General features: G+C 66.7%; 20 protein-coding genes and 2 tRNA genes. 14 read left to right on the top strand and 8 right to left on the bottom strand.

The window, feature by feature from the left end:
- Positions 1-47: 47 nt before the first annotated feature.
- The 4 genes from A5758_RS07940 to A5758_RS07925 form a co-directional block, all read right to left on the bottom strand.
- A complete protein-coding gene (locus A5758_RS07940; protein WP_067739391.1) occupies positions 48-1061 on the bottom strand; it encodes an FAD/NAD(P)-binding protein in 1014 nt (337 codons plus the stop codon).
- A gap of 96 nt (positions 1062-1157) precedes the next feature.
- Positions 1158-1778 (bottom strand): DUF5134 domain-containing protein, encoded by a 621-nt coding sequence (locus A5758_RS07935; protein ID WP_082939619.1) that lies wholly within the window; start codon positions 1776-1778, stop codon positions 1158-1160.
- Positions 1779-1956: 178 nt separating this feature from the next.
- Positions 1957-3525 carry a glycoside hydrolase family 13 protein gene (locus A5758_RS07930; RefSeq protein WP_082939618.1) on the bottom strand — a complete coding sequence of 523 codons (1569 nt, stop codon included), beginning with the start codon at positions 3523-3525 and terminating at the stop codon, positions 1957-1959.
- 29 nt (positions 3526-3554) lie between these two features.
- Positions 3555-3950: a globin gene (locus A5758_RS07925; protein ID WP_067211623.1), complete on the bottom strand. Its 396-nt coding sequence runs from the start codon at positions 3948-3950 to the stop codon at positions 3555-3557.
- A 142-nt stretch (positions 3951-4092) separates the two neighbouring features.
- Here A5758_RS07925 and A5758_RS07920 point away from each other — a divergent pair, with 142 nt between their 5' ends.
- The 3 genes from A5758_RS07920 (at position 4093) to A5758_RS07910 (ending at position 5497) form a co-directional block, all read left to right on the top strand.
- On the top strand, positions 4093-4740 hold the full coding sequence (locus tag A5758_RS07920; protein WP_067738665.1) for an HNH endonuclease: 648 nt from the start codon (positions 4093-4095) through the stop codon (positions 4738-4740).
- Positions 4741-4815: 75 nt separating this feature from the next.
- On the top strand, positions 4816-5043 hold the full coding sequence (locus tag A5758_RS07915) for a hypothetical protein (RefSeq protein WP_067211628.1): 228 nt from the start codon (positions 4816-4818) through the stop codon (positions 5041-5043).
- Complete coding sequence (locus A5758_RS07910; protein ID WP_067211520.1) at positions 5030-5497, top strand: DUF5130 domain-containing protein; 468 nt, start codon at positions 5030-5032, stop codon at positions 5495-5497. Before A5758_RS07915 ends, A5758_RS07910 begins: the two co-directional genes overlap by 14 nt.
- Before the next feature lie 107 nt (positions 5498-5604).
- Here the strand turns inward: A5758_RS07910 and pepN are convergent, their stop codons facing one another.
- Positions 5605-8181, bottom strand: coding sequence for an aminopeptidase N (gene pepN, locus A5758_RS07905; protein ID WP_067738662.1), 2577 nt, complete (start codon positions 8179-8181; stop codon positions 5605-5607).
- Positions 8182-8286: 105 nt separating this feature from the next.
- On the opposite strand from pepN, the gene A5758_RS07900 reads away from it, so the two are divergent.
- Genes A5758_RS07900 through A5758_RS07890 form a run of 3 tightly spaced genes read left to right on the top strand, consistent with a single transcriptional unit; the run spans position 8287 to position 10225 of the window.
- The gene (locus A5758_RS07900; RefSeq protein ID WP_067211527.1) at positions 8287-8910 is read left to right on the top strand and encodes an Rv2466c family mycothiol-dependent reductase; all 624 of its coding nucleotides are present in this window, start codon (positions 8287-8289) and stop codon (positions 8908-8910) included.
- A gap of 27 nt (positions 8911-8937) precedes the next feature.
- On the top strand, positions 8938-9417 hold the full coding sequence (locus tag A5758_RS07895; RefSeq protein WP_067738658.1) for a ribose-5-phosphate isomerase: 480 nt from the start codon (positions 8938-8940) through the stop codon (positions 9415-9417).
- Between the two features lie 7 nt (positions 9418-9424).
- Positions 9425-10225 carry an Fpg/Nei family DNA glycosylase gene (locus A5758_RS07890; RefSeq protein WP_067211533.1) on the top strand — a complete coding sequence of 267 codons (801 nt, stop codon included), beginning with the start codon at positions 9425-9427 and terminating at the stop codon, positions 10223-10225.
- 22 nt (positions 10226-10247) lie between these two features.
- Here the strand turns inward: A5758_RS07890 and A5758_RS07885 are convergent, their stop codons facing one another.
- Together A5758_RS07885 and A5758_RS07880 are read right to left on the bottom strand one after the other, a co-directional pair.
- Positions 10248-11426 (bottom strand): serine hydrolase domain-containing protein, encoded by a 1179-nt coding sequence (locus tag A5758_RS07885; RefSeq protein ID WP_067738653.1) that lies wholly within the window; start codon positions 11424-11426, stop codon positions 10248-10250.
- A 32-nt stretch (positions 11427-11458) separates the two neighbouring features.
- Positions 11459-11529, bottom strand: a tRNA-Gly gene (locus A5758_RS07880).
- 148 nt (positions 11530-11677) lie between these two features.
- On the opposite strand from A5758_RS07880, the gene A5758_RS07875 reads away from it, so the two are divergent.
- The 4 genes from A5758_RS07875 (at position 11678) to clpP2 (ending at position 14564) form a co-directional block, all read left to right on the top strand.
- Positions 11678-11754, top strand: a tRNA-Pro gene (locus tag A5758_RS07875).
- 66 nt (positions 11755-11820) lie between these two features.
- Positions 11821-13206 carry a trigger factor gene (gene tig, locus A5758_RS07870; protein ID WP_067738650.1) on the top strand — a complete coding sequence of 462 codons (1386 nt, stop codon included), beginning with the start codon at positions 11821-11823 and terminating at the stop codon, positions 13204-13206.
- Positions 13207-13332: 126 nt separating this feature from the next.
- A complete protein-coding gene (gene clpP1 / locus A5758_RS07865; RefSeq protein WP_067211543.1) occupies positions 13333-13923 on the top strand; it encodes an ATP-dependent CLP protease proteolytic subunit ClpP1 in 591 nt (196 codons plus the stop codon).
- Positions 13920-14564 carry an ATP-dependent CLP protease proteolytic subunit ClpP2 gene (clpP2, locus tag A5758_RS07860; protein WP_067211546.1) on the top strand — a complete coding sequence of 215 codons (645 nt, stop codon included), beginning with the start codon at positions 13920-13922 and terminating at the stop codon, positions 14562-14564. Before clpP1 ends, clpP2 begins: the two co-directional genes overlap by 4 nt.
- A gap of 9 nt (positions 14565-14573) precedes the next feature.
- On the opposite strand, the gene mmuM is transcribed toward clpP2, so the two are convergent.
- Positions 14574-15449, bottom strand: a complete 876-nt coding sequence (gene mmuM / locus A5758_RS07855; protein WP_197503830.1) for a homocysteine S-methyltransferase — start codon at positions 15447-15449, stop codon at positions 14574-14576.
- 319 nt (positions 15450-15768) lie between these two features.
- On the opposite strand from mmuM, the gene clpX reads away from it, so the two are divergent.
- The 4 genes from clpX (at position 15769) to mobA (ending at position 21118) form a co-directional block, all read left to right on the top strand.
- A complete protein-coding gene (gene clpX / locus A5758_RS07850) occupies positions 15769-17049 on the top strand; it encodes an ATP-dependent Clp protease ATP-binding subunit ClpX (RefSeq protein ID WP_066958367.1) in 1281 nt (426 codons plus the stop codon).
- A 400-nt stretch (positions 17050-17449) separates the two neighbouring features.
- Entirely contained in the window at positions 17450-19423 is a 1974-nt protein-coding gene (locus A5758_RS07845) for a 2-oxoacid:acceptor oxidoreductase subunit alpha (RefSeq protein WP_156622543.1), read from the top strand.
- Positions 19420-20511, top strand: coding sequence for a 2-oxoacid:ferredoxin oxidoreductase subunit beta (locus A5758_RS07840; RefSeq protein ID WP_067738641.1), 1092 nt, complete (start codon positions 19420-19422; stop codon positions 20509-20511). Before A5758_RS07845 ends, A5758_RS07840 begins: the two co-directional genes overlap by 4 nt.
- Position 20512: 1 nt before the next feature.
- Positions 20513-21118: a molybdenum cofactor guanylyltransferase gene (gene mobA, locus A5758_RS07835; protein WP_067211563.1), complete on the top strand. Its 606-nt coding sequence runs from the start codon at positions 20513-20515 to the stop codon at positions 21116-21118.
- Positions 21119-22259: the final 1141 nt, after the last annotated feature.

The raw sequence follows: 22259 nt of genomic DNA, 5'->3' as shown, positions 1-22259 counted from the left end.
ACGTTCCGAATCACCTTGAGTCAAACCCCGGCATGCGGGGCGAGTCGTCACGTACTGTAGACCATCCACAGCGGAAGAACCGAGTCCAGGTAGTCCATGAACTTCTTGAGGCCCACGCGGTATTGCCCGTAGCCGTATGGATCTTCGGCGTACTCCGGGAAGGCGATGCCCAGCCCGAACAGGCCGGGGGCAAGGATTCCGTTCATCCGGTTGTATTGCAGCGGGCCCCACTGGGGCGTCTCGGGCAGCTTCCGCTGCTCGAAACCGACGGTGTAGATGACGTGGTCGCACTCGGCGATCTTCTCTTCGAAGTCCGGGGCGGCAACCCAGCACCTCTCCAACCGTTCCGGGTACACGCCGTCGATGTTCTCGCGGGCCCACTCGGCGGCCCGACCCTTGAGGCCGGTATCATCGAATAGGATCCAATCATCCAGGTAGACAGCGTATTTGAGCGGACTGCGGTAAAAGTTGATCACCCTGCCGACGGGCATCCGCAGCAGGTGCGGTAATGCGATCATCGACGAGTGCGACGAGCCGAAGACGCCAACCGTCGCGCCCTCCAGCGGCACCTCGGCGAGCTTGTCGGCATCGAGGGCGACCTCGACCGGAATCTCGTCGAGGGGATAGTCGAGCCTCTTGGGGGCCGCGCCAATGGCGAGGATCACGTTGTCCGAGGCCAATTCCGGATCCTGCGTTTCGATCCGCCAGTGCCGTCGCTGCAGGGACAGGGTGGTGGCCGTTGTCTGGAAGGTGTGTACCCGTTCGCGCAGTTGCGCGGTGACCCACACCAATGGGTCGGCGACCAGGGCAAGGGCGCAGGTCTCCTCCGGGTCCACTTCGGCCAGCGGCAATGGCGGGGCTTGGGAGAACCGAAAGGCCGCAGAGCCGTTCAGGAAACTCATGAACGTCCCGGCAATGGTGTTGCTGGACACCGACCGCCACTTACCGCCCAGGTCTCCCGCGGCGAAGGCGGGATCGATCCAGGCGATTTTGTCAGGCGGTACGCCCTGATCGAGCAGCCTGCCGACCGCAGCAATTCCGGCGGGTCCGGCTCCGATCACTGTCCACGCGTAGGTCGCCATGTACTAGGTATAGAGGAGCGACAGGCCAAACGCTGAGTCGCAAGGTCGGCCGCACCAGCCGACCGCAAAATCCGCTCACACGATGTCGGCGAACATCAGCGCCGTGCCGGCGGCGGTGACCGTTTGAGTCACGAGTTGCGCGTGCGTGAGCCGAACGGCGCGCGGCATCAGGTTCGTCCAGCGCCGCGCCACCCAGCGGTACGCCCAATAGATCGCCACCGCGGCGAACCCGAGGGCCGCGGTCCAGTTCACCATGGTGACCCAGTCCGGGGCGGCCTCGGGCATGTGGTGTCCCGCGTGCTGCCGCCCCGGCATGGTCATGTCCATCGCGTCGCCGCCGGGGTGGCCTGACCTGCCCGGCAGGCTGCCGTTCATCGCCCCGTACATCCAGGCCATCGCCACCATCATCGCGGCGTAGTAGTAGTTCGTCAGCCGGCCATCGACGGCCCAGGGCGCATGGCCGGCAATGCCGGCAAACCAGGCCCCACCCAGCAGGAAGCACATCGTCGCCGCGACGGTTGGCAGGGTCATTCCCATGCCCCATGCCATCAAGATCATCACGGCCGACATCGCCAGGTGTAGCAGCTGGCTGACCATGCCCGTCCAGCAGCGGCGTTGGGCGACAAGAAAATACGCGTAGGCTGCGAAGCTGACGGCGAACAGCGCCGTCACCACCCACCGCAACGTGTTATCCACCAACCCGCCTTTCGCCGGTGGGCTCGCCCGGCATCAGCTCAAGGCGCAAAGCCGGCTCCAATCTCTGTCATCGCACGACAGTACCCCCGCAGGGTATCGCTCCCTAAGCGACACCCCGGGCAAGCGGCCAACCGCATTGCGAAACCGACTGCTCGGTCACGCCTTTGGGGTCTGCCGTTCAGGCCAGCCAGGCCGCGGCGTCCGGCGCGAGTTTGCCGTCGACCAGCGGGGCGCTGGCGACGATGAGCTCTCCCGGCGGCAGGGGGATCGGCCGGCGGCCGGCATTCACTGCGCACACCGCCCCGCCGCCGCGGCGCCGGAAGATCAGCGCATGGCGGGGCGCGGCCAACCAATCGATCTCCTCGCCGTCGAATTCGGTGCGCTCCTTGCGCACTTCGATGACGTGCTGGAAGAACGCGAAGGTCGACTCGGGGTCCGCGAGCTGCCTCTCGACGGTCAGTGCCGCCCAGTCCTGCGGCATCGGAAGCCACGTGTCGGGCGATGAAGAGAACCCGAACGGGGGAGCGTCGCCCGACCATGGGATCGGGACCCGGCACTTGTCCCGGCCGCGCTCGGTATGCCCGGAGCGTTCCCACGTCGGGTCCTGCAGCACCTCGTCGGGCAGTTCCACGTCCGGCAGCCCGAGCTCTTCGCCGTTGTAGACGAACACCGCCCCCGGCAGCGCCAGCATCACCATCGCCATGGCGCGCGCCCGGCGCAGCCCGATCTCACCGCCGCCGTAGCGGGTGACCTCGCGGCCCACGTCGTGGTTGGACAACGTCCACGTGGGTGTTGCGTTCTCAATTGCCGTGGCCGCCAACGAGTTTTCGATCGCGTCGTGAATCTCGGCCGCGTCGAAATCGATCTGCGCCAACCGGAAATTGAAGCCGAGGTGGAGTTCGTCGGGCCGCAGATACTCCGCCCAGCGCATGTTGTCGGTCACCCACACCTCGCCGACGGTCACCGCCCCGGGATAGTCGTCGACGACAGACCGAATGCCGCGGTGGATCTCGTGCACGCTCGGGTGATTGAAGCGCGGGTCGTCGTCGTTGTGGTGCAACACCCTGCTGTCGCCCCGCGCGTCCGGCAGGCCCGGCGGTTTCGCCATGCCGTGCGCCACGTCGATGCGGAACCCGTCGACGCCGCGTTCGAGCCAGAAGCGCAGCGTCTTCTCGAAGTCGTCGAAGATCTCCGGTTGCTCCCAGTTCAAGTCCGGCTGTTCGGCGTCGAAGAGGTGCAGGTACCACTGGCCGGGATTGCCGTCCGGTTCGACCACCCTGGTCCAGGCGGGCCCACCGAACACCGACTTCCAGTTGTTCGGCGGCAGCTCGCCGTGGGCGCCGTGCCCGTCGCGGAAGAAATAGCGGTCCCGTGCTTCGGTGCCCGGACCGGCCGCCAGCGCGGCCTGGAACCAGGGGTGCGCCGAACTGCTGTGGTTCGGCACCACGTCCATGGTGATCTTGATGCCCCGTTCGTGCGCGGCCGCCACCAGCCGCTCGAACGCCGCCATCCCGCCGAACAGCGGGTCGATGTCACGGGGATCCGCCACGTCGTAGCCGTGGTCGGCCATCGGCGAGACGGTGACCGGGTTGAGCCAGATCGCGTCGACACCGAGTCGTTCCAGGTGGTCCAGCCGGGCCGTCAGGCCGTCCAGATCGCCGACGCCGTCGCCGTTGCTGTCGGCGAACGACCGCGGATACACCTGATAAAAGACCGCGCTTGACCACCACGGCTTGGAGGAGTTCATCCCACCCCGCTCAGTTTCGTGGGCCGACATCACAGCGCCGCATTGACCAGCGAGTGGGCGGCCATCTCAAGGTAATCGAGCAACTGACGTCGGTGCTCGTCGTCGAGGGTCTGAGAGTCGATCGAGGCGACGGCGATGTGCATGCAGCGCAGCCAGGCGTCGCGCTCGATGGGAGTGATCCGGAACGGGACGTGGCGCATCCGCAGCCGCGGATGACCCCGCCGGTCGGAGTAGGTGCGGGGGCCGCCCCAATACTGCTCGAGGAACATGCGCAACCGTTCCTCGGCGCCCGCCAAATCGTCTTCGGGGTAGAGCTGGCGCAAAATTTCGTCCTCGGCGACCTGGGCATAAAAGCGGGACACGATCGCATGAAAGGTTTCGGCACCGCCGACGGCGTCATAGAAGGACTGTGGCTCGGCATCCATCGCCTCCATTGTGGTCCATCGAGGCGGCAGCGGCCTGAGCCGGGCCGAGGGCACAACCGCTGTTCACCCGGACGACATGCCGTTCACCTGCAATAGGGGTGCGATTGGCGGCGAATCATGGTGGACTATCCGCGGAGGATCTATGGCGCAGGGCAAGAGACGCCGCAGCCACCGCAGTTCTGGTGCCGCGGCAGGGTTAACCGGGCCCCCGACCGCGTCATGCCTGCATAGCGTCGACACCCATCCCCCCACCCGCCAAGACAGCGCGTCCCTGTGGAGTCGCCGGCGGGTGCTGCTGCTGAATTCGACTTACGAGCCGCTGACTGCGCTGCCGATGCGGCGGGCCATCGTGATGGTCGTCTGCGGGAAGGCCGACGTGGTCCACCACGACCCGGCCGGACCGGTGATCCACTCGGCCACCAGCTCGATCATGGTGCCCTCGGTGATTCAGCTGCGGACCTATGTCCGAGTCCCGTACCGGGCCCGCGTCCCGATGACCCGGGCAGCGCTGATGCACCGGGATCGATTCTCCTGCGCGTATTGCGGGGCGAAGGCCGACACCGTCGACCACGTGGTGCCACGCAGCCGCGGCGGCGACCACTCGTGGGAGAACTGCGTCGCGTGCTGCTCGACGTGCAACCACCGCAAGGGCGACAAACTGCTCACCGAACTGGGCTGGGTGCTGCGCCGGACTCCGCTGCCACCGACGGGCCAGCACTGGCGGCTGCTGTCGACGGTCAAGGAGCTCGACCCGGCCTGGGCGCGCTACCTCGGCGAAGGCGCGGCATAGCGCCCGGATCGCTCGACACCCTGTGTCCGGGTGTGCCGACGGAACCGCGTGGGATACGGTTTCGTCGTGAGCCTTTTGCAGATTCACCTGTTCTTCATCGGGATACCGTTGCTGCTGGTGGCCGTGCTGGCGGTGCTGATCTGGTCGCACAAGGGACCGCACCCGGCGACCTACAAGTTGGGCGAGAAGTGGACGCATCCGCCGATCCTGTGGGCGGCCACGGACGAAGACGTCGGCCAGACCCACGGCGGGCACGGCGGACACGAGTTCTCAGTTGGAGGTGGCGCCAGTGGCACATGGTGATGTGGCGACGATCGAGCCCGGCGAGCTGCCCAACGGGTGGGTGATCACCACCAGCGGACGGCTCTCCGGAGTCACCGAGCCCGGCGAGCTCTCCGTTCATTTCCCGTTCCCGACCCAGGACCTCGTCGCCATCGACGACGCGCTGAAGTTCGGTTCCCGGGCATCGAAGGCGCGCTTCGCCGTCTACCTCGGTGACCTGGGCGGCGACACCGCCGCCCGGGCTCGCGAGATCCTGGCCAAGGTGCCCACGCCGGACAACGCGGTGCTGCTGGCGGTCTCGCCCGACCAGAAGGTCATCGAGGTGGTGTACGGCTCCCAGGTCCGCGGCCGCGGCGCCGAGTCGTCCGCGCCGCTGGGCGTCGCCGCCGCATCGTCGGCGTTCGAGCGGGGCGACCTGGTGGACGGACTGGTCAGCGCGATCCGCGTCCTCAGCGCGGGGATCTCCCCGGCTTAGTGGCGATCGCGAGCGCGGCGTAGCCGGGCGCTGCGGGTCGCCACCGTCGGTTCTAGTGGCGATCGCGAGCGCGGCGTAGCCGGGCGCTGCGGGTCGCCACCATCGGCCTAATCGGCCGCGTCGAACGTGCGGGCCCGCAAGGCCCGCTTCACCCCGGCCTGGCCCTCCAGCACCAGCCGCCGCAACGCCGGCGCCACCTCCGGGGCGGACAGGAACTTGTCGGCGGCCGCGATGCCGGCCGCACTGATGTTCCAGTGCGGGTACAGGCCGATCACCACCGTTTGCGCGACTTCGCTCGACCGCCGCGCCCACACGCCGGGTATCGCCTCGAAATAGCGGTCGGTGAACGGCGTGAGCAAGTCATGCTGTCCGGCCGGGGCGAAGCCGGCGATGATGCTGCGGGCGGTGATGTTTGCCAGGGTGTCGTCCTCGATCACCGTTGTCCAGGCGTCCTCTTTGACCCGAGGCTGCGGCCGCGCCGTCGCCGCCTGGGCGCCTTGCCGCTTGCCGGCGGCGGTCGGATCGCGCTGCACCTCCGCGTCGATGAAGGGCGTGGCGGGCCCGTCCGCGTCGATTTCCCCGGTGCCGGCGAGCGCGGTCACGACGCGCCACCGCAGGTCGGTGTCGATCTCGAGACCGGCCAACCCCAACTCGGCCGGGTCGTGGTCGAGCAGGTCCGCCAGCACCACGACGTGCCGGGTCGACAGCACCGACGAACACAGGGTGTTGACGAAGGCGAGCTGGTGATCGGAGCCGGGGTCGGCGGCGCGCGCCAGCTCCAGCAGCCGATCGGCGAACTGCGGCCACCCATGCTCGCGCGCCCAGCCCGGCTCGGTGTAGGAGCCCAGCGCCGTCTGCGCCTGCAGCAGCAGCCGCTGCGCCACGCCGACCTCGGTTTCGGCGTGCACCCCGCCCGAGACCAGCGCCACGAAGTCGCGGGCGCGCAGTTCGGCCTCGCGCGTCATCTCCCACGCCGCCGACCACACCAGGGAGCGCGGGAGTGGCTCGGCGATGTCGGCGATCCGCTGCAGCGCCGTACGAAGCGACTCGCCGTCCAGCCGCAGTGAGCAATACGTCAGATCGTCGTCGTTGACCAGCACCAGCTGACCGCGCGAAACACCAACGAGGGCAGGCACTTCCGTGACGAGACCCTCGACGTCGAGTTCTTCGCGCCGGACCCGCACCAGCTTGCCGGCGCCGTCATCGTCGTAAATCCCGATCGCCAGCCGGTGCACTCGGGTTTCACCTGCCCCCGGGGCGGCGCCACTCTGTGTCACGCCGAACCGGGTGAACCGGCCGTCTGCGTCGACGTCGAAATCCGGCCGCAGCGTGTTCAAACCGGTCGTCTTCAACCACTGCTGGCCCCAGTCGGACAGGTCCCGGCCCGACGCCTTCTCCAGCGCGGCGACCAGGTCGTCGAAGGTCGCGTTGCCGAACGCATGGCTGCGGAAGTAGTCGCGCAGCCCGGCCAGGAAATGCTCCAGCCCGACGTAGGCGACCAGCTGCTTGAGGACGGAGGCGCCCTTGGCGTAGGTGATGCCGTCGAAGTTCACCTCGACCGCGGCGAGGTCGGGGATGTCCGCGGCGATCGGGTGCGTGGACGGCAGTTGGTCCTGACGGTACGCCCACGACTTCTCGACGGTCGCGAAAGTCGTCCAGGCTTCGGTGAATTCGGTGGCCTCCGCCTGGCACAGCACCGACGCGAACGTCGCGAACGACTCGTTGAGCCACAGGTCGTCCCACCAGGTCATGGTGACGAGGTCGCCGAACCACATGTGCGCCATCTCGTGCAGCACGGTTTCGGCGCGCCGCTCGTAGGAGGCCCGGGTGACCTTGCTGCGAAAGACGTAGTCCTCCAGGAAGGTCACCGCGCCCGCGTTTTCCATTGCGCCGGCGTTGAATTCGGGCACGAACAGCTGGTCGTATTTTCCGAACGCGTAGGGCATCCCAAAGTTCTTGTGGTAGAAGCCGAATCCCTGCTTGGTCTGGGTGAACAGCCGCTCGGCGTCCATGTGGCGCGCCAACGATTCCCGGCAGAAGATGCCCAACGGGATCTCGCCGTGTTCGTCGGTGTAGCTGTCCTTCCACTCGGCGTACGGGCCGGCGATGAGGGCCACCAGATAGGTGCTCATCCGCGGGGTGGTGGCGAAGACGTGCACGCCGTCTTCGATGGACACCGTCGCGCCGTTGGAGACCACTTTCCAGTGTTTGGGCGCCGTCACCCGCAGGCCGAACGTCGCTTTGAGGTCGGGTTGGTCGAAGCAGGCGAACATGCGCTTGGCGTCGGCGGTTTCGAATTGCGAGTACAGGTAGGTCTCGTTGTCGACCGGGTCGACGAAGCGATGCAGTCCCTCGCCGGTGTTGGAGTAGCGGCAGTCCGCGTCGACCACGAGGACGTTGTGTTTCTCGAGACCGCGCAACGCGATGCCCGTCGATTCGTCGTAGCCGGACACATCCAGGTCGTGGCCGTTGAGGCTGGCGCCGCGCACCGTCGCGGCGGCGAGGTCGATGTACGAGTCGGCGCCGGGAAGCGCGTCGAACACCACCGTGGTGGTGGACCGGAACGTCCGTTCGCCGGGTGCGTCGGAGCCATCGGTGACATCGAGGTCGATCTGGTAGCTGTCGACGGTGATCAGGGAGGCGCGTTCGACGGCCTGGTCCCGGGTGAGATTAGGAAGGGCCACGCGTCCAACTTACGTGCCCGGTCCGCATCTCGGTCGGTGCGGGAACAGGGGCGCGGCGCCTACGGTTGTGCTGAACGGTGTACCGACCGACGAGAGGACTGCGCTATGGCTGAGAAGGCTGCCGAGAAAGACCAAGCCGACTTCTGGTTCGATCCGCTGTGTCCGTGGTGCTGGATCACTTCGCGCTGGATCCTCGAGGTGGAGAAGGTCCGCGACATCGACGTGCACTTCCACGTCATGAGCCTGGCGATCCTCAACGAGAACCGCGAAGGCCTGCCCGACAAGTATCGCGAGATGATGAAGCACGCCTGGGGGCCGGTGCGCGTGGCGATCGCCGCCGAGCAGGCCCACGGGGCCGCGGTCCTCGACCCGCTGTACACCGCGATGGGCACCCGGATTCACAACGAGGACAACAAGAATCTCGAGGAGGTCATCAAGTTGTCGCTGGCCGACGCCGGCCTGCCCGCCGAGCTCGCGGAGGCCGCGACCAGCGAGGCCTACGACGACGCGCTGCGCAAGAGCCACCACGCCGGCATGGACGCCGTCGGCGACGACGTCGGCACGCCGACCATTCACGTCAACGGTGTGGCGTTCTTTGGGCCGGTGCTCTCGAAGATTCCCCGCGGCGAGGAGGCCGGCAAGCTATGGGACGCGTCGGTGACCTTCGCGTCCTACCCGCACTTCTTCGAGCTCAAGCGGACTCGCACCGAGAAGCCCGAATTCGACTGATGAGCGGCCCGTGTAAGGATTGCGGGCATGCGCGTCTACCTCGGCTCTGACCACGCCGGATTCGAGCTCAAGCAGCAGATCATCGAGCACCTCAAAGCGTCCGGGCACGAGCCGATCGATTGCGGCGCCTTCACCTATGACGCCGAGGACGACTACCCGGCGTTCTGCATCGCGGCCGCGACGCGCACGGTGGCCGACCCCGGCAGCCTGGGCATCGTGCTGGGCGGTTCGGGCAACGGCGAACAGATCGCGGCCAACAAGGTGCCGGGAGCCCGTTGCGCGCTCGGGTGGAGCGTCGAGACGGCGACCCTGGCCCGCGAGCACAACAACGCCCAGTTGATCGGGATCGGCGGTCGCATGCACACCGTCCCCGAGGCGTTGGCCATCGTGGACGCCTTCCTGGGTGCGCAATGGTCGAAAGCCGAACGCCACCAACGGCGTATCGACATCCTCGCCGAGTACGAGCGCACTCACCAGGCGCCGCCGGTGCCCGGCGCGCAGGGCTGAGACGCCCATGCCCGAAGGGCATACCCTGCACCGGCTGGCCCGGCTGCATCAGCGCCGCTTCGGTGGGGCGCCCGTCGCGGTGTCGAGCCCGCAGGGCCGCTTCGCCGATTCGGCCGTGGTGGACGGCCGCGTGTTGCGCCGCACCAGCGTCTGGGGCAAACACCTGTTCCACCACTACGACGGCGGACCGATCGTGCACGTGCACCTGGGCCTCTACGGTGCCTTCACCGAATGGCCACGCGCGGACGCGGTCCTTCCCGAACCGGTCGGGCAGGTGCGGATGCGCATGGTCGGCGCCGACTACGGCACCGACTTGCGGGGCCCCACGGTCTGCGAGGTGATCGACGAGGGCCAGGTTTCCGACGTGCTGGCCAAGCTCGGTCCCGATCCGCTGCGTAACGACGCCGATCCGTCCTGGGCATGGAACCGAATCACAAAGTCCCGCAGACCCATTGGCGCACTGCTGATGGATCAGACCATCATCGCCGGCGTGGGCAACGTCTACCGCAACGAACTGCTTTACCGCCACCGCATCGACCCGTTCCGTCCCGGCCGGGATATCGGCGAGGCTGAGTTCGATGCGGCCTGGACCGATCTGGTGGCGCTGATGAAGGTCGGCTTGCGCCGCGGCAAGATCATCGTGGTGCGGCCCGAGCACGACCACGGAGCGCCGTCGTACCGGGCCGGGCGGCCCCGGACGTATGTCTACCGGCGCGCCGGCGAGGCCTGCCGGGTCTGCGGAGATTCGATCCGCACGGCCGTGCTGGAGGGGCGAAACGTGTTCTGGTGCCCCAGCTGTCAGAAATGACCCGCCGCGCCCGTGCGGCGAGCTAGGTGACGCCCAGCGCGGCGTAAACCTGGTTGCTGAGGGCGAGGCTGCGCGGGTCCGCGTTGGCCTTGGTGGCGTCGAAGCGGTTCATCACGTACGCGTAGCCGATCCGGTGTTCGAGATCGACGAACCCGAAGGAGCCGCCCAGGCCACCGTGACCGAAGATCCGCGGGTTGGGCCCGTTGACGCACCGCTGGTTGAGCATGTAGCCCAAACCCCAGCCGTGATCGGCGACCCGCGGCCCCAGCACCAAGTCGGTCTCGAGGCCGCCCTGGCACTCCCGCACCAGGTCCATGTGCTCGCGGCTGAGCACCTTCTCCTGGGCGAGCGCGTTGTAGAACGTCGCCAATCCCAGGGCCGACACCTGCCCGTTCGTGCCGGGGAACTCGAGTTGGCGCCACAGCTGCAGGTCGTGGGAGCCCAGCTCGTCGTCGGGGGCGAACCCCATGGAGATCGACAACCCCGCCTTGGGGTGCTCGGCCAGGCTGGCCGGGTAGCCGGGCGCCTGCGCGTCGGCCAGCAGGTCGCGGGCGTGTGGCTTGTTGACCCGCTCGGCGCAGCGGCGTTGTTCGGCCAGGGACAGCCCGATGTGGACGTCGGCGCCGAACGGTTCGGCGATCTCGGTGCGCAGGTACTGACCGATCGTCCGGCCCGTGACCCGGCGGAACACCTCGCCGAGGATGAATCCGAAGGTGGTCATGTGGTAGCCCTGGGCGGTGCCCGGCTCCCAGTAAGGTTCGGCGGCGGCCAGCTGTGCGCAGACGAAGTCCCAGTCGGCGACGTCTTCCCAGCGCATCCGGGTGCGCGGGCCGATCACGCCGGACCGGTGGCTCATCACCATCGCCAGCGTGATGTCTTGTTTGCCCGCCTGCGCGAACTCGGGCCAGTAACGGGCCACCGGGGCCTGCAGGTCCAGTTCGCCGCGGTCGGCCAGCTGGTGAATACAGGTGGCCGACAGGCCTTTGGTGCCGGACAACACCGTGGTCAGGGTGTTCTGCTGCCAGGGCCGGGTACGGGCGGCGTCGCCCCAGCCGCCCCAGAGATTGACGACGAGAGACCCGTCCACCCAGGCTGCGACGGCCGCGCCAACTTCATCGCCCAGCGCGAAGTTGCGCTCGAACGCGTCGCGCACTCCGACGAAGTCCGACGCGCATGAGCCATGGATTTCGACGTCGCTCATGGCGCCTTTCTATGGAGCAGATCCTTACCCCGAGCGGGCGACGGGAATCGAACCCGCGTAGCTAGTTTGGAAGACTAGGGCTCTACCATTGAGCTACGCCCGCATGTGCTAGTCGAGCGTGACTGTAGCTGTCGACGAAGATCAAATCTAATCGACGCGGTCTTGTGATCGCTCCGTGAGGGTCCGCGAGGTCGCCGCGAAGCCCGTGGCCAACCCGGACGTGAGGGGCCTTAGGATCATCGAGGTCAGCGCGGGGTGTAGCGCAGCTTGGTAGCGCATCCGCTTTGGGAGCGGAAGGCCGCAGGTTCAAATCCTGTCACCCCGACCAGCACGACCCCGTGCCGCATGCACACGGCCCACCGAACGCCAGGAACGACCACCGAGGAGCACCCCCGTGAAGAGCACTGTCGAGCAGTTGAGCCCCACCCGGGTCCGCATCAATGTGGAGGTGCCGTTCTCCGAACTCGAGCCCGATTTCCAGCGCGCCTACCGGGAGCTGGCCAAGCAGGTGCGGCTTCCCGGCTTCCGGCCCGGTAAGGCGCCGGCGAAGTTGCTGGAGGCCCGGTTCGGCCGGGAGGCGTTGCTCGACCAGGTCGTCAACGAGGCGCTGCCCGCGCGGTACGGGCAGGCGGTCGTCGATTCGGAAGTGCAGCCCCTCGGCCAGCCCGAGATCGAGGTCACCAAGAAGGAGTACGGCGAAGAGCTGGCGTTCACCGCCGAGGTCGACGTCCGGCCCAAGATCGAGCTGCCGGACCTCGGCGCGCTGAAGATCTCGGTGGACCCGATCGATGTCAGCGACGAGGACGTTGACGCCGAATTGCAGTCGCTGCGCGCCCGGTTCGGCACCCTGACCGGCGTCGACCGACCGGTGGCCACCGGCGACTTCGTCTCCATCGATCTGTCGGCCACCATCAACGGCGAAGAGGTGCCGGGGGCCGCCGCGGAGGGACTGTCCCACGAGGTCGGGTCGGGCCGGCTCATTGCCGGCCTCGACGACGCCCTGGTCGGTCTGTCCGTCGATGAGTCCCGGGAGTTCACCGCCCAGATGGCGGCCGGTGAACACGCCGGGCAGGACGCGCAGGTGACGGTCACGGTCAAGTCGATCAAGCAACGCGAGCTCCCCGAGCCCGATGACGAGTTCGCCCAATTGGCCAGCGAGTTCGACACCATCGAGGAGCTGCGGTCGAGCCTGCGCGACCAGGTGGGGCGGGTCAAGCGCGCCCAGCAGGCCGACCAGATTCGTAACGCAGCGCTGGACACGCTGCTCGAACAGGTCGACGTGCCGCTGCCGGAAGCGATCGTCAAGGCGCAGGTCGACAGCTCGCTTCACGACGCGCTGCACAGCCTCGACCACGACGAAGCCAAGCTCGAAGAGGCACTCGCCGGGCAGGGAAAGACACGCGAAGAGTTCGAGACCGAGACGCGCGCCGCGGCGGAGACGGACGTCAAGAGGCAGCTGTTGCTGGATACCCTGGCCGATGAGCTGGAGGTCCAGGTCGGCCAGGACGACTTGACCGAACGACTGGTCGCGACGTCGCGGCAATATGGCATCGAGCCGCAGCAGCTGTTGGGTTACCTGCAGGAGAACAACCAGCTGCCGGCCATGTTCGCCGACGTGCGACGCGGGCTGGCCATCGCCGAGGTGGTGCGGGCGGCGACGGTCACCGATACCGACGGGAACGCGATCGACACCAGTGAGTTCTTCGGCAAGCGTCCGGACGAGGCCGAGGAAGCCGAAGACGCCGACGAAGCTGAGGCCCCCGGCGACGAAACGGAGTGACCGGTTTGACGCTGTGAGCGAAAGCGCCCAATTGAGGGGGAGCGTGGCCGCGAAAGAGTGGGCTCGGTTGGTTAGTGTCGGTGCATAGAAGAACTCGAGAAAGCAGGTAACCCAGTCGTGTCTGACATGCGTTCGCCCTCGCAAGGGCTCAACCTCACGGACTCGGTCTATGAGCGCTTGCTCTCCGAGCGCATCATCTTCCTGGGTTCGGAGGTGAACGACGAGGTCGCCAACCGGCTGTGCGCGCAGATCCTGCTGCTCGCCGCCGAGGATGGCGACAAGGACATCTCGCTGTACATCAACTCCCCGGGCGGATCGATCAGCGCCGGCATGGCCATCTACGACACCATGGTGCTGGCGCCCTGCGACATCGCCACCTACGCGATGGGTATGGCGGCCTCGATGGGCGAGTTCCTGCTCGCGGCCGGCACCAAGGGCAAGCGCTACGCGCTGCCCCACGCGCGCATCCTGATGCACCAGCCGCTCGGCGGGGTGACGGGCAGCGCGGCCGACATCGCCATCCAGGCCGAGCAGTTCCACGTCATCAAGAAGGAGATGTTCCGGCTGAACGCGGAATTCACCGGGCAGTCGATCGAACGCATCGAGGCCGATTCCGATCGTGACCGCTGGTTCACCGCCCCGGAAGCACTGGAATACGGGTTCGTCGACCACATCATCACGCGCGCCGCCCACATCACCAACGGAGAAGCCCAGTGAGTACTCAGCACCCTCAGATCCAGCCGCAGGCGCGCTACATCCTGCCGTCGTTCATCGAGCACTCGAGCTTCGGTGTCAAGGAGTCGAATCCCTACAACAAGCTGTTCGAAGAGCGCATCATCTTCCTCGGCGTCCAGGTGGACGACGCTTCGGCGAACGACATCATGGCGCAGCTGCTGGTGTTGGAGTCGCTGGACCCCGACCGCGACATCACCATGTACATCAACTCGCCCGGCGGCGGATTCACCTCGCTGATGGCGATTTACGACACCATGCAGTACGTGCGCGCCGACATTCAGACGGTGTGCCTGGGCCAGGCCGCCTCTGCCGCGGCGGTGTTGCTGGCCGCGGGAACTCCCGGCAAGCGGATGGCGCTGCCCAACGCGCGGGTGCTGATCCACCAGCCGTCGCTTCAGGGCGTGATCCAGGGCCAGTTCTCCGATCTGGAGATCCAGGCCGCCGAGATCGAGCGGATGCGCACGCTGATGGAGACCACGCTGGCCCGCCACACCGGCAGGGACGCCGCGACGGTCCGCAAGGACACCGACCGGGACAAGATCCTGACCGCCGAAGAGGCGAAGGACTACGGGATCATCGACACCGTCCTGGAGTACCGGAAGCTCTCCGCGCAGAACGCGTAGGTCTGTCGGTCACGTCGGGCGCAGGGTGGCCGCGACGTCGGCGATGTCGGCCGGCCCCACCCGGCAGCAGCCACCGACGATGCGCGCGCCCGCCGCGACCCACTGCGTGGCCAGCCGCGCGGAGAACGAACGCGGCCCCGCCCAGCCTCGACCGTCCCAGCGCTCGCCGCTGTTGGGGTAAACGATCACCGGCTTGCCGGTTGCCGAGGCGATCTCGATCGCCGGCAGCACGTCCTCGGGTGCACAGCAATTGACCCCAATCGCGACAATGTCGCGCACCCCGGCGGCGACGGCGAACGCCTCGGCCAGCGGTTGCCCGGCCCGGGTTCTGGTGCCGTCGATGGTGAAGCTGAGCCAGGCCGGCGCGCCGACCGAACCGACCAGATCGACCAGCGCCTCGGCCTCGTCGATGTCGGGCACGGTCTCGCACGCCAGCACGTCGGCGCCGGCGTCGGCCAGGATCTCGAGCCGGGGTCGGTGCCATCTCCGCAAAGCCGCCACGGATAGGCCGTAGCGTCCGCGGTATTCCGATCCGTCGGCCAATGCGGCGCCGTACGGGCCGACCGAGGCGGCGACGAGCCCGCCCGCGTCCGCGTGGTCACGCGCGGTCTTCGCAAGTTGGACGCTGCGGCGTAGCAGCACGTCGGCTTCTGCTCGGTCGATCCCGCGGGAAGCGAAGCCCTCGAACGACGCCTGGTAGCTCGCTGTCGTCGCGATCGCGGCACCGGCGCGATAAAACGCGTCGTGAATGGAGACGATTTCGTGCGGGTCGTCCGCCAGTAACCTCGCCGACCACAGCGGGTCGGAGAGGTCATGCCCGCGCGCTTGGAGCTCGGTGGCCAGGCCGCCATCGTTGATCAGGACCGCCCCGCTGTTCAGAGCCAATTCCACCCGGCCACTGTAGGGTGATTTCTTGGGGATCTGCCCATTTCTTCCGGGGTCGGCATCTCCAGCGGAAGTGGGGATCGGTCGGCGCACCAGCCTCGGTTGGGTAACGACCGCGACACGCCAAAGACACGCAAAGCGCGTCTTTCGCGAGTGACGGGCGCCGTCTGGCTATATGTTTCATGCAGACGGACAGCATGAATACCACCGACGCGATTCGGCCTTAATGGTCGCGTCGGGCCCGATCTAGCGGGTAGCGTCGGGGCATACATGCGGCAGAGCAACACGAACGGCGAAAAGGAAGTAGGCCCTCAGCACCATGGCGCGCATCGGAGACGGCGGTGACCTGCTGAAGTGCTCGTTCTGCGGGAAGAGTCAGAAGCAGGTCAAGAAACTCATTGCTGGCCCCGGTGTATACATCTGCGACGAGTGCATCGACCTCTGTAACGAGATCATCGAAGAGGAGCTGGCCGACGCCGACGACGTCAAACTTGACGAACTCCCTAAGCCGGTTGAAATCCGGGAGTTCCTGGAGGGCTACGTCATCGGGCAGGACACCGCCAAGCGGACGCTGGCCGTCGCCGTCTACAACCACTACAAGCGCATCCAGGCCGGGGAGAAGGGCCGCGACTCCCGGCACGAGCCGGTTGAGCTGACCAAGTCCAACATCCTGATGCTCGGCCCCACCGGCTGCGGCAAGACCTACCTGGCGCAGACCCTGGCCAAGATGCTCAACGTGCCGTTCGCCATCGCCGACGCCACCGCGCTGACCGAAGCCGGTTACGTCGGTGAGGACGTCGAAAACATTCTGCTCAAACTCATTCAGGCCGCCGACTACGACGTCAAGCGCGCCGAGACCGGAATCATCTACATCGACGAGGTCGACAAGATCGCCCGCAAGAGCGAGAACCCGTCGATCACCCGCGACGTCTCCGGCGAGGGCGTTCAGCAGGCGCTGCTGAAAATCCTGGAGGGCACGCAGGCGTCGGTTCCCCCGCAGGGCGGCCGCAAGCACCCGCACCAAGAGTTCATCCAGATCGACACCACCAACGTGCTGTTCATCGTCGCGGGGGCGTTCGCCGGCCTGGAGAAGATCATCTACGAGCGCGTCGGCAAGCGGGGCCTGGGCTTCGGCGCCGAGGTCCGCTCGAAGGCCGAAATCGACACCACCGACCACTTCTCCGACGTCATGCCCGAGGACCTGATCAAGTTCGGCCTGATCCCCGAGTTCATCGGCCGGCTGCCGGTGGTCGCCTCGGTGACCAACCTGGATCGGGAGTCGTTGGTCAAGATCCTGTCCGAGCCGAAGAACGCTCTGGTCAAGCAATACACCCGGCTGTTCGAGATGGACGGCGTCGAGCTCGAATTCACCGATGACGCGCTGGAGGCGATCGCCGACCAGGCCATCCACCGCGGCACGGGCGCCCGCGGTCTGCGCGCCATCATGGAAGAGGTCCTGCTGCCGGTGATGTATGACATCCCGAGCCGCGACGACGTCGCCAAGGTCGTGGTGACCAAGGAGACCGTGCAGGACAACGTGCTGCCGACGATCGTGCCGCGCAAGCCGTCGCGCACCGAGCGCCGCGACAAGAGCGCCTAACACTCCCCGGCGGTCGAGCGGCCGCGCATTTTGGTACTAGATGCGCATGCCGGCCGCCGCTGCCACCCCCAGCCCCGTACCGCGCCGGCTGACGGGCGCGCTCGAATGATCGCGATGCAGGAAACGGTGCCCAGAGAATTGGCCGCCGCCGCGCAAGAGTGACCAATACCACACTTTTGATGGTCGGCGCCACCGTCCCCCGGCTGACATCGGTTTTAGGTGAAAACCGCTGCGTGTAATGGTTTAGAGACGGCCATTCTCGTCTTAGAGTCTCTTAAAGAAGTGCCATAATTGGTACCACCAGTGACACACAGCGCGAGGGTGCGGGACTCGCTTGAACAGCGCGTAACGTAAAGCTCCAGCGAAGTGCCTATCCGGATAGCGAATGGAAGGCGGATACGTGGATCCGAACGGCAGCGGAGCCGGGTCTGATTCTCACAACGGCTCGAACGGGTCGCCTTCCGGTGGCGGGTCAGACCGCCAGCGCCTGGAACAAGTCGTCATTCGCTTTGCCGGGGACTCCGGCGACGGCATGCAGCTGACCGGTGACCGGTTCACCTCGGAGGCAGCGCTTTTCGGAAACGACCTGGCGACCCAGCCGAACTATCCCGCGGAGATCCGCGCCCCCGCAGGCACCCTGCCCGGGGTCTCGTCCTTCCAGATCCAAATCGCCGACTACGACATCCTGACCGCCGGTGACCGCCCTGACGTGCTCGTAGCGATGAACCCGGCGGCGCTCAAGGCCAACCTCGGTGACCTCCCGCGCGGCGGCATGGTCATCGCGAACTCCGACGAGTTCACCAAGCGCAACCTGACCAAGGTGGGCTACGTAACGAACCCGCTCGAGTCCGACGAGTTGTCCGACTACGTGGTGCATTCCGTCGCGATGACCACGCTCACGCTGGGCGCCGTCGAGGCGATCGGCGCGTCGAAGAAGGACGGGCAACGCGCCAAAAACATGTTCGCGCTGGGCCTGCTGTCATGGATGTACGGGCGGCCGATCGAAGCCAGCGAGAAATTCATCAAGGAGAAGTTCGCCCGCAAGCCTGACATCGCGGAGGCCAACGTCCTCGCGCTCAAGGCAGGGTGGAACTACGGCGAGACGACCGAGGCATTCGGCACCACCTACGAGGTCTCACGGGCGACCCTGCCGTCCGGCGAATACCGGCAGATCTCCGGCAACACCGCGCTGGCCTACGGCATCGTCGCGGCCGGTCAGTTGGCCGACATTTCGGTCGTGCTCGGCAGCTACCCGATCACGCCGGCGTCGGACATCCTGCACGAGCTGTCCAAGCACAAGAACTTCAACGTCATCACCTTCCAGGCCGAGGACGAGATCGGCGGCATCTGCGCGGCGATCGGCGCCTCGTACGGCGGTGCCCTCGGCGTCACCAGCACGTCCGGACCCGGCATTTCGCTGAAGTCGGAAGCGCTGGGCCTCGCGGTGATGACCGAGCTGCCCTTGCTGGTCATCGACGTGCAGCGGGGCGGGCCCTCAACCGGCCTGCCCACCAAGACCGAGCAGGCCGACCTGCTGCAGGCGCTGTACGGCCGCAATGGGGAGTCGCCGGTTGCGGTCCTGGCGCCACGCTCGCCGTCCGACTGCTTCGAAACCGCGATCGAGGCGGTGCGGATCGCGGTGTCCTACCACACGCCGGTGATCGTGTTGTCCGACGGCGCGATCGCCAATGGCTCTGAGCCGTGGCGCATTCCGGACGTCGGCTCGCTGCAGCCGATCAAGCACACCTTCGCCAAACCCGACGAGCCCTTCCAGCCGTACAACCGCGACCCCGAAACGTTGGCCCGGCAATTCGCCGTTCCGGGCACCCCCGGGCTCGAGCACCGCATCGGTGGCCTGGAAGCGGCGAACGGTTCGGGTGCCATTTCCTACGAGCCTGTCAACCACGACCTCATGGTTCGGTTGCGCCAGGCCAAGATTGACGGCATCTCGGTTCCCGACCTCGAGGTCGACGACCCGACCGGAGACGCCGAGTTGCTGCTCATCGGCTGGGGCAGCTCGTATGGTCCGATCGGTGAAGCCTGCCGGCGCGCGCGGCGCAAGGGCGTCAAGGTCGCACATGCACACCTGCGCTACCTGAACCCGTTCCCGGCGAACCTGGGTGATGTGTTGCGGCGCTACCCGATGGTGGTATGCCCGGAGATGAACCTCGGCCAGCTGGCGCTGCTACTTCGCGGCAAGTACCTGATCGACGTGCAATCGGTCACCAAGGTCCAGGGTGTCGCGTTCCTCGCGGACGAGATCGGGCGCCTCATCCGCGCCGCACAGGGCGGCACGCTCGCCGAAATCGAGCAGGACAAGACGATGGTCGCCAGACTGGCGGCAGCAACGGTTGGAGCGGGAGCTAGCGAATGACCGACCTGATGGGAAATCTGGCGGGCACAGACCTCGGGCTGACCCCGAGGTTGAAGAAAAACGACGGTGTGCCCACCACGGATCAGCCGCAGAAGGGCAAGGACTTCACCAGTGACCAAGAGGTCCGCTGGTGCCCCGGGTGTGGTGACTACGTCATCCTCAACACCATCCGAAACTTCCTGCCCGAGCTCGGGCTGCGTCGCGAGAACATCGTGTTCATCAGCGGCATCGGCTGCTCGAGCCGGTTCCCGTATTACTTGGAGACCTACGGCTTTCACTCGATCCACGGCCGCGCGCCGGCGATCGCAACGGGTCTGGCGCTGGCCCGCGAGGACCTGTCGGTGTGGGTGGTCACGGGTGACGGCGACGCGTTGTCGATCGGCGGCAACCACCTGATCCACGCGCTGCGCCGCAACGTCAACATCACGATCCTGTTGTTCAACAACCGGATCTACGGGTTGACCAAGGGCCAGTACTCGCCGACGTCGGAGGTCGGCAAGGTCACCAAGTCGACGCCCATGGGGTCGCTGGATCACCCGTTCAACCCGGCGTCATTGGCGCTGGGCGCGGAGGCGACGTTCGTCGGCCGCGCGCTCGACTCCGACCGCAATGGACTGTCCGAGGTGTTGCGCGCCGCCGCCGAGCACCGCGGTGCCGCGGTGGTCGAAATCCTGCAGGACTGCCCGATTTTCAACGACGGCTCGTTCGACGTGCTCCGCAAGGAAGGCGCCGAGGAACGGGTGATCAACATCCGCCACGGCGAGCCCATCACCTTCGGCGCCGACGGCGAGTACTGCGTGGTGAAGTCCGGCTTCGGCCTCGAATTCGCCAAGACTGCCGACGTGTCCGTCGACGAGATCATGGTGCACGACGCGCACACCGACGACTCGGCCTACGCCTTCGCGCTGTCGCGGCTCTCCGATCAGAATCTCGATCACACCGTGCTCGGGATCTTCCGGGATGTCAGCCGGCCCACTTATGACGACGCGGTGCGCTCGCAGGTGCAGGCCGCCCGCGCCGCGAAGCCGTTCGACGACGCCGCCCTGCAGTCGCTGCTGCGTGGGCGCGACACCTGGACCGTCGACTGACGTGGGCGAAACGAGTTCACTGGCCGGCGTAGTGCTCGCCGGCGGCGCATCGCAACGGATGGGGCGCGACAAAGCGAGCCTGCCCGTCCCCGGGTCCGCGGGCTCCGACGCAACCACGATGGTCGAACACGTCGTCGGCATTCTCGAACAGCGTTGCGACCCAGTCCTTGTCATGGCCGCCCAAGGGCAGCCGTTGCCCGAACTGCACGCTCGGGTCATGCGCGACGAACTGCGCGGCCTGGGCCCGTTGCCGGCGACGGGGCGGGCATTGCGCGCGGCCGCCGATGCCGGCGCCCGCCTCGCCTTCGTCTGCGCCGTCGACATGCCGTTCCTGGCCGTCGAACTCATCGACGACCTCGCGCGCCGGGCGCTGGAGACCGGTGCGGAGGTGGTGCTGCCCTGGGATGGCCAGGACCACTATCTTGCCGCGGTGTACCGGACGGACCTGGCCGACCGTGTCGACGCGTTGGTGGCCGTCGGCGAGCGCAAAATGCGCGCCTTGGTGGACTCATCGGATGCCCAGCGCGTCGTGACGTCGGATTCGCGGTGGCTGACCAACGTCAACACCGACGCGGAGCTCCGCGCCCTCGCGCAGCCCCGCAGCTGACGGCAATCTCGCGAGCCGGCCGCGGCGAAATCGCGTCGGATAAATTCTGCGTAAATTCGGGCACCGCCCATGCCCGAGAATGCGCAAGCCCTATTCGACATAAGACAAATGCTCCTCCTCGCTTAGATATCGGCTAAGTAACTCGCCATTGGTGGAATAGGTAATCCGGCCGCGGATCGTGATCTGTTGGCACACCGCAGATTTCAGGTCCATTGCCCGCCACTTCATCGGAGGCCGCGGTGTCTATGCACCTGGGCGTCGACCGAAACCACAGTTCCCGTGAGCAAATTGGCATAGCCGAATCGGACGGTGTGCCGGAGGCGTTCGGCGGAGCAGTCGCCTTCCATGGTCTGGCCTCATCGGGGGCACGTGGTGACCGAAAAGTGTTATGCGGAAGACTGTTTCATCTTACTCCGCTCTCGACGCGCCGACGCCCGCCGGTGTCCGCGCCCGTTATTCGAACGATGTAAGTTAGCCAGCAGCACAACACAATTCGCTCTCGTAGTCGGGCGTGGCGCGCGGCGAAGCAACGTAACTTGTTGTAGGCTACGCTGCTTCGCGACGGCGGACCCGAGTCCGTTGGACCCGAAGCGGCCCAAACGTGGTAGCGCAAATACGTGCGCCAGTTCACAAAATGGACGTGATTCGGCTCACGATTTGAAAGGCCGCACGATTGTTGGGTACTTCTCGAAATCGCGCGGCTGACCTGCCAAAATGACGGCGGTATTGCGCCGTGATCACCCCGTTACCGAAACGAGATGGCCGTTTTCCGAAGATGACGAACGCGGCTGGTTCTCGTACGGTCCCTGTTAGCCCCCAACGGGTTACGGAAGAGTAACTGAAAACAGAATCACGGACCCGCGTGTGAGCGGGGCTGCGGACGGCGAAGACCAGTCCGCGGCCGGCGGACAGCAGTCCGCTGGGCGATTCGAGCCCACCGCTGTCGTGCCGGAACAAGTCGGCACGTTCCGAAGCAGGTTTCCGCATCAACCAGAGACCGTCAGCCCACCCCCGTGGGCTTGCTTTGGCGCGCGCGCACCGCGAAAGGAAAGATATTGAAGAACGTCCGTAAGACGCTCGTTCTTGCCGCGGTCACGGGCACCCTCGTGACCATCCCGTCGGCCACCGCGACTGCGGAGCC

The sequence above is a fragment of the Mycobacterium sp. 852014-50255_SCH5639931 genome, from assembly GCF_001665605.1.
GTDB classification, from domain to species: Bacteria; Actinomycetota; Actinomycetes; order Mycobacteriales; family Mycobacteriaceae; genus Mycobacterium; species Mycobacterium paraffinicum.
Note: the sequence above shows the minus strand (reverse complement) of the source record. Positions and strands in the feature narration are given on the sequence as shown.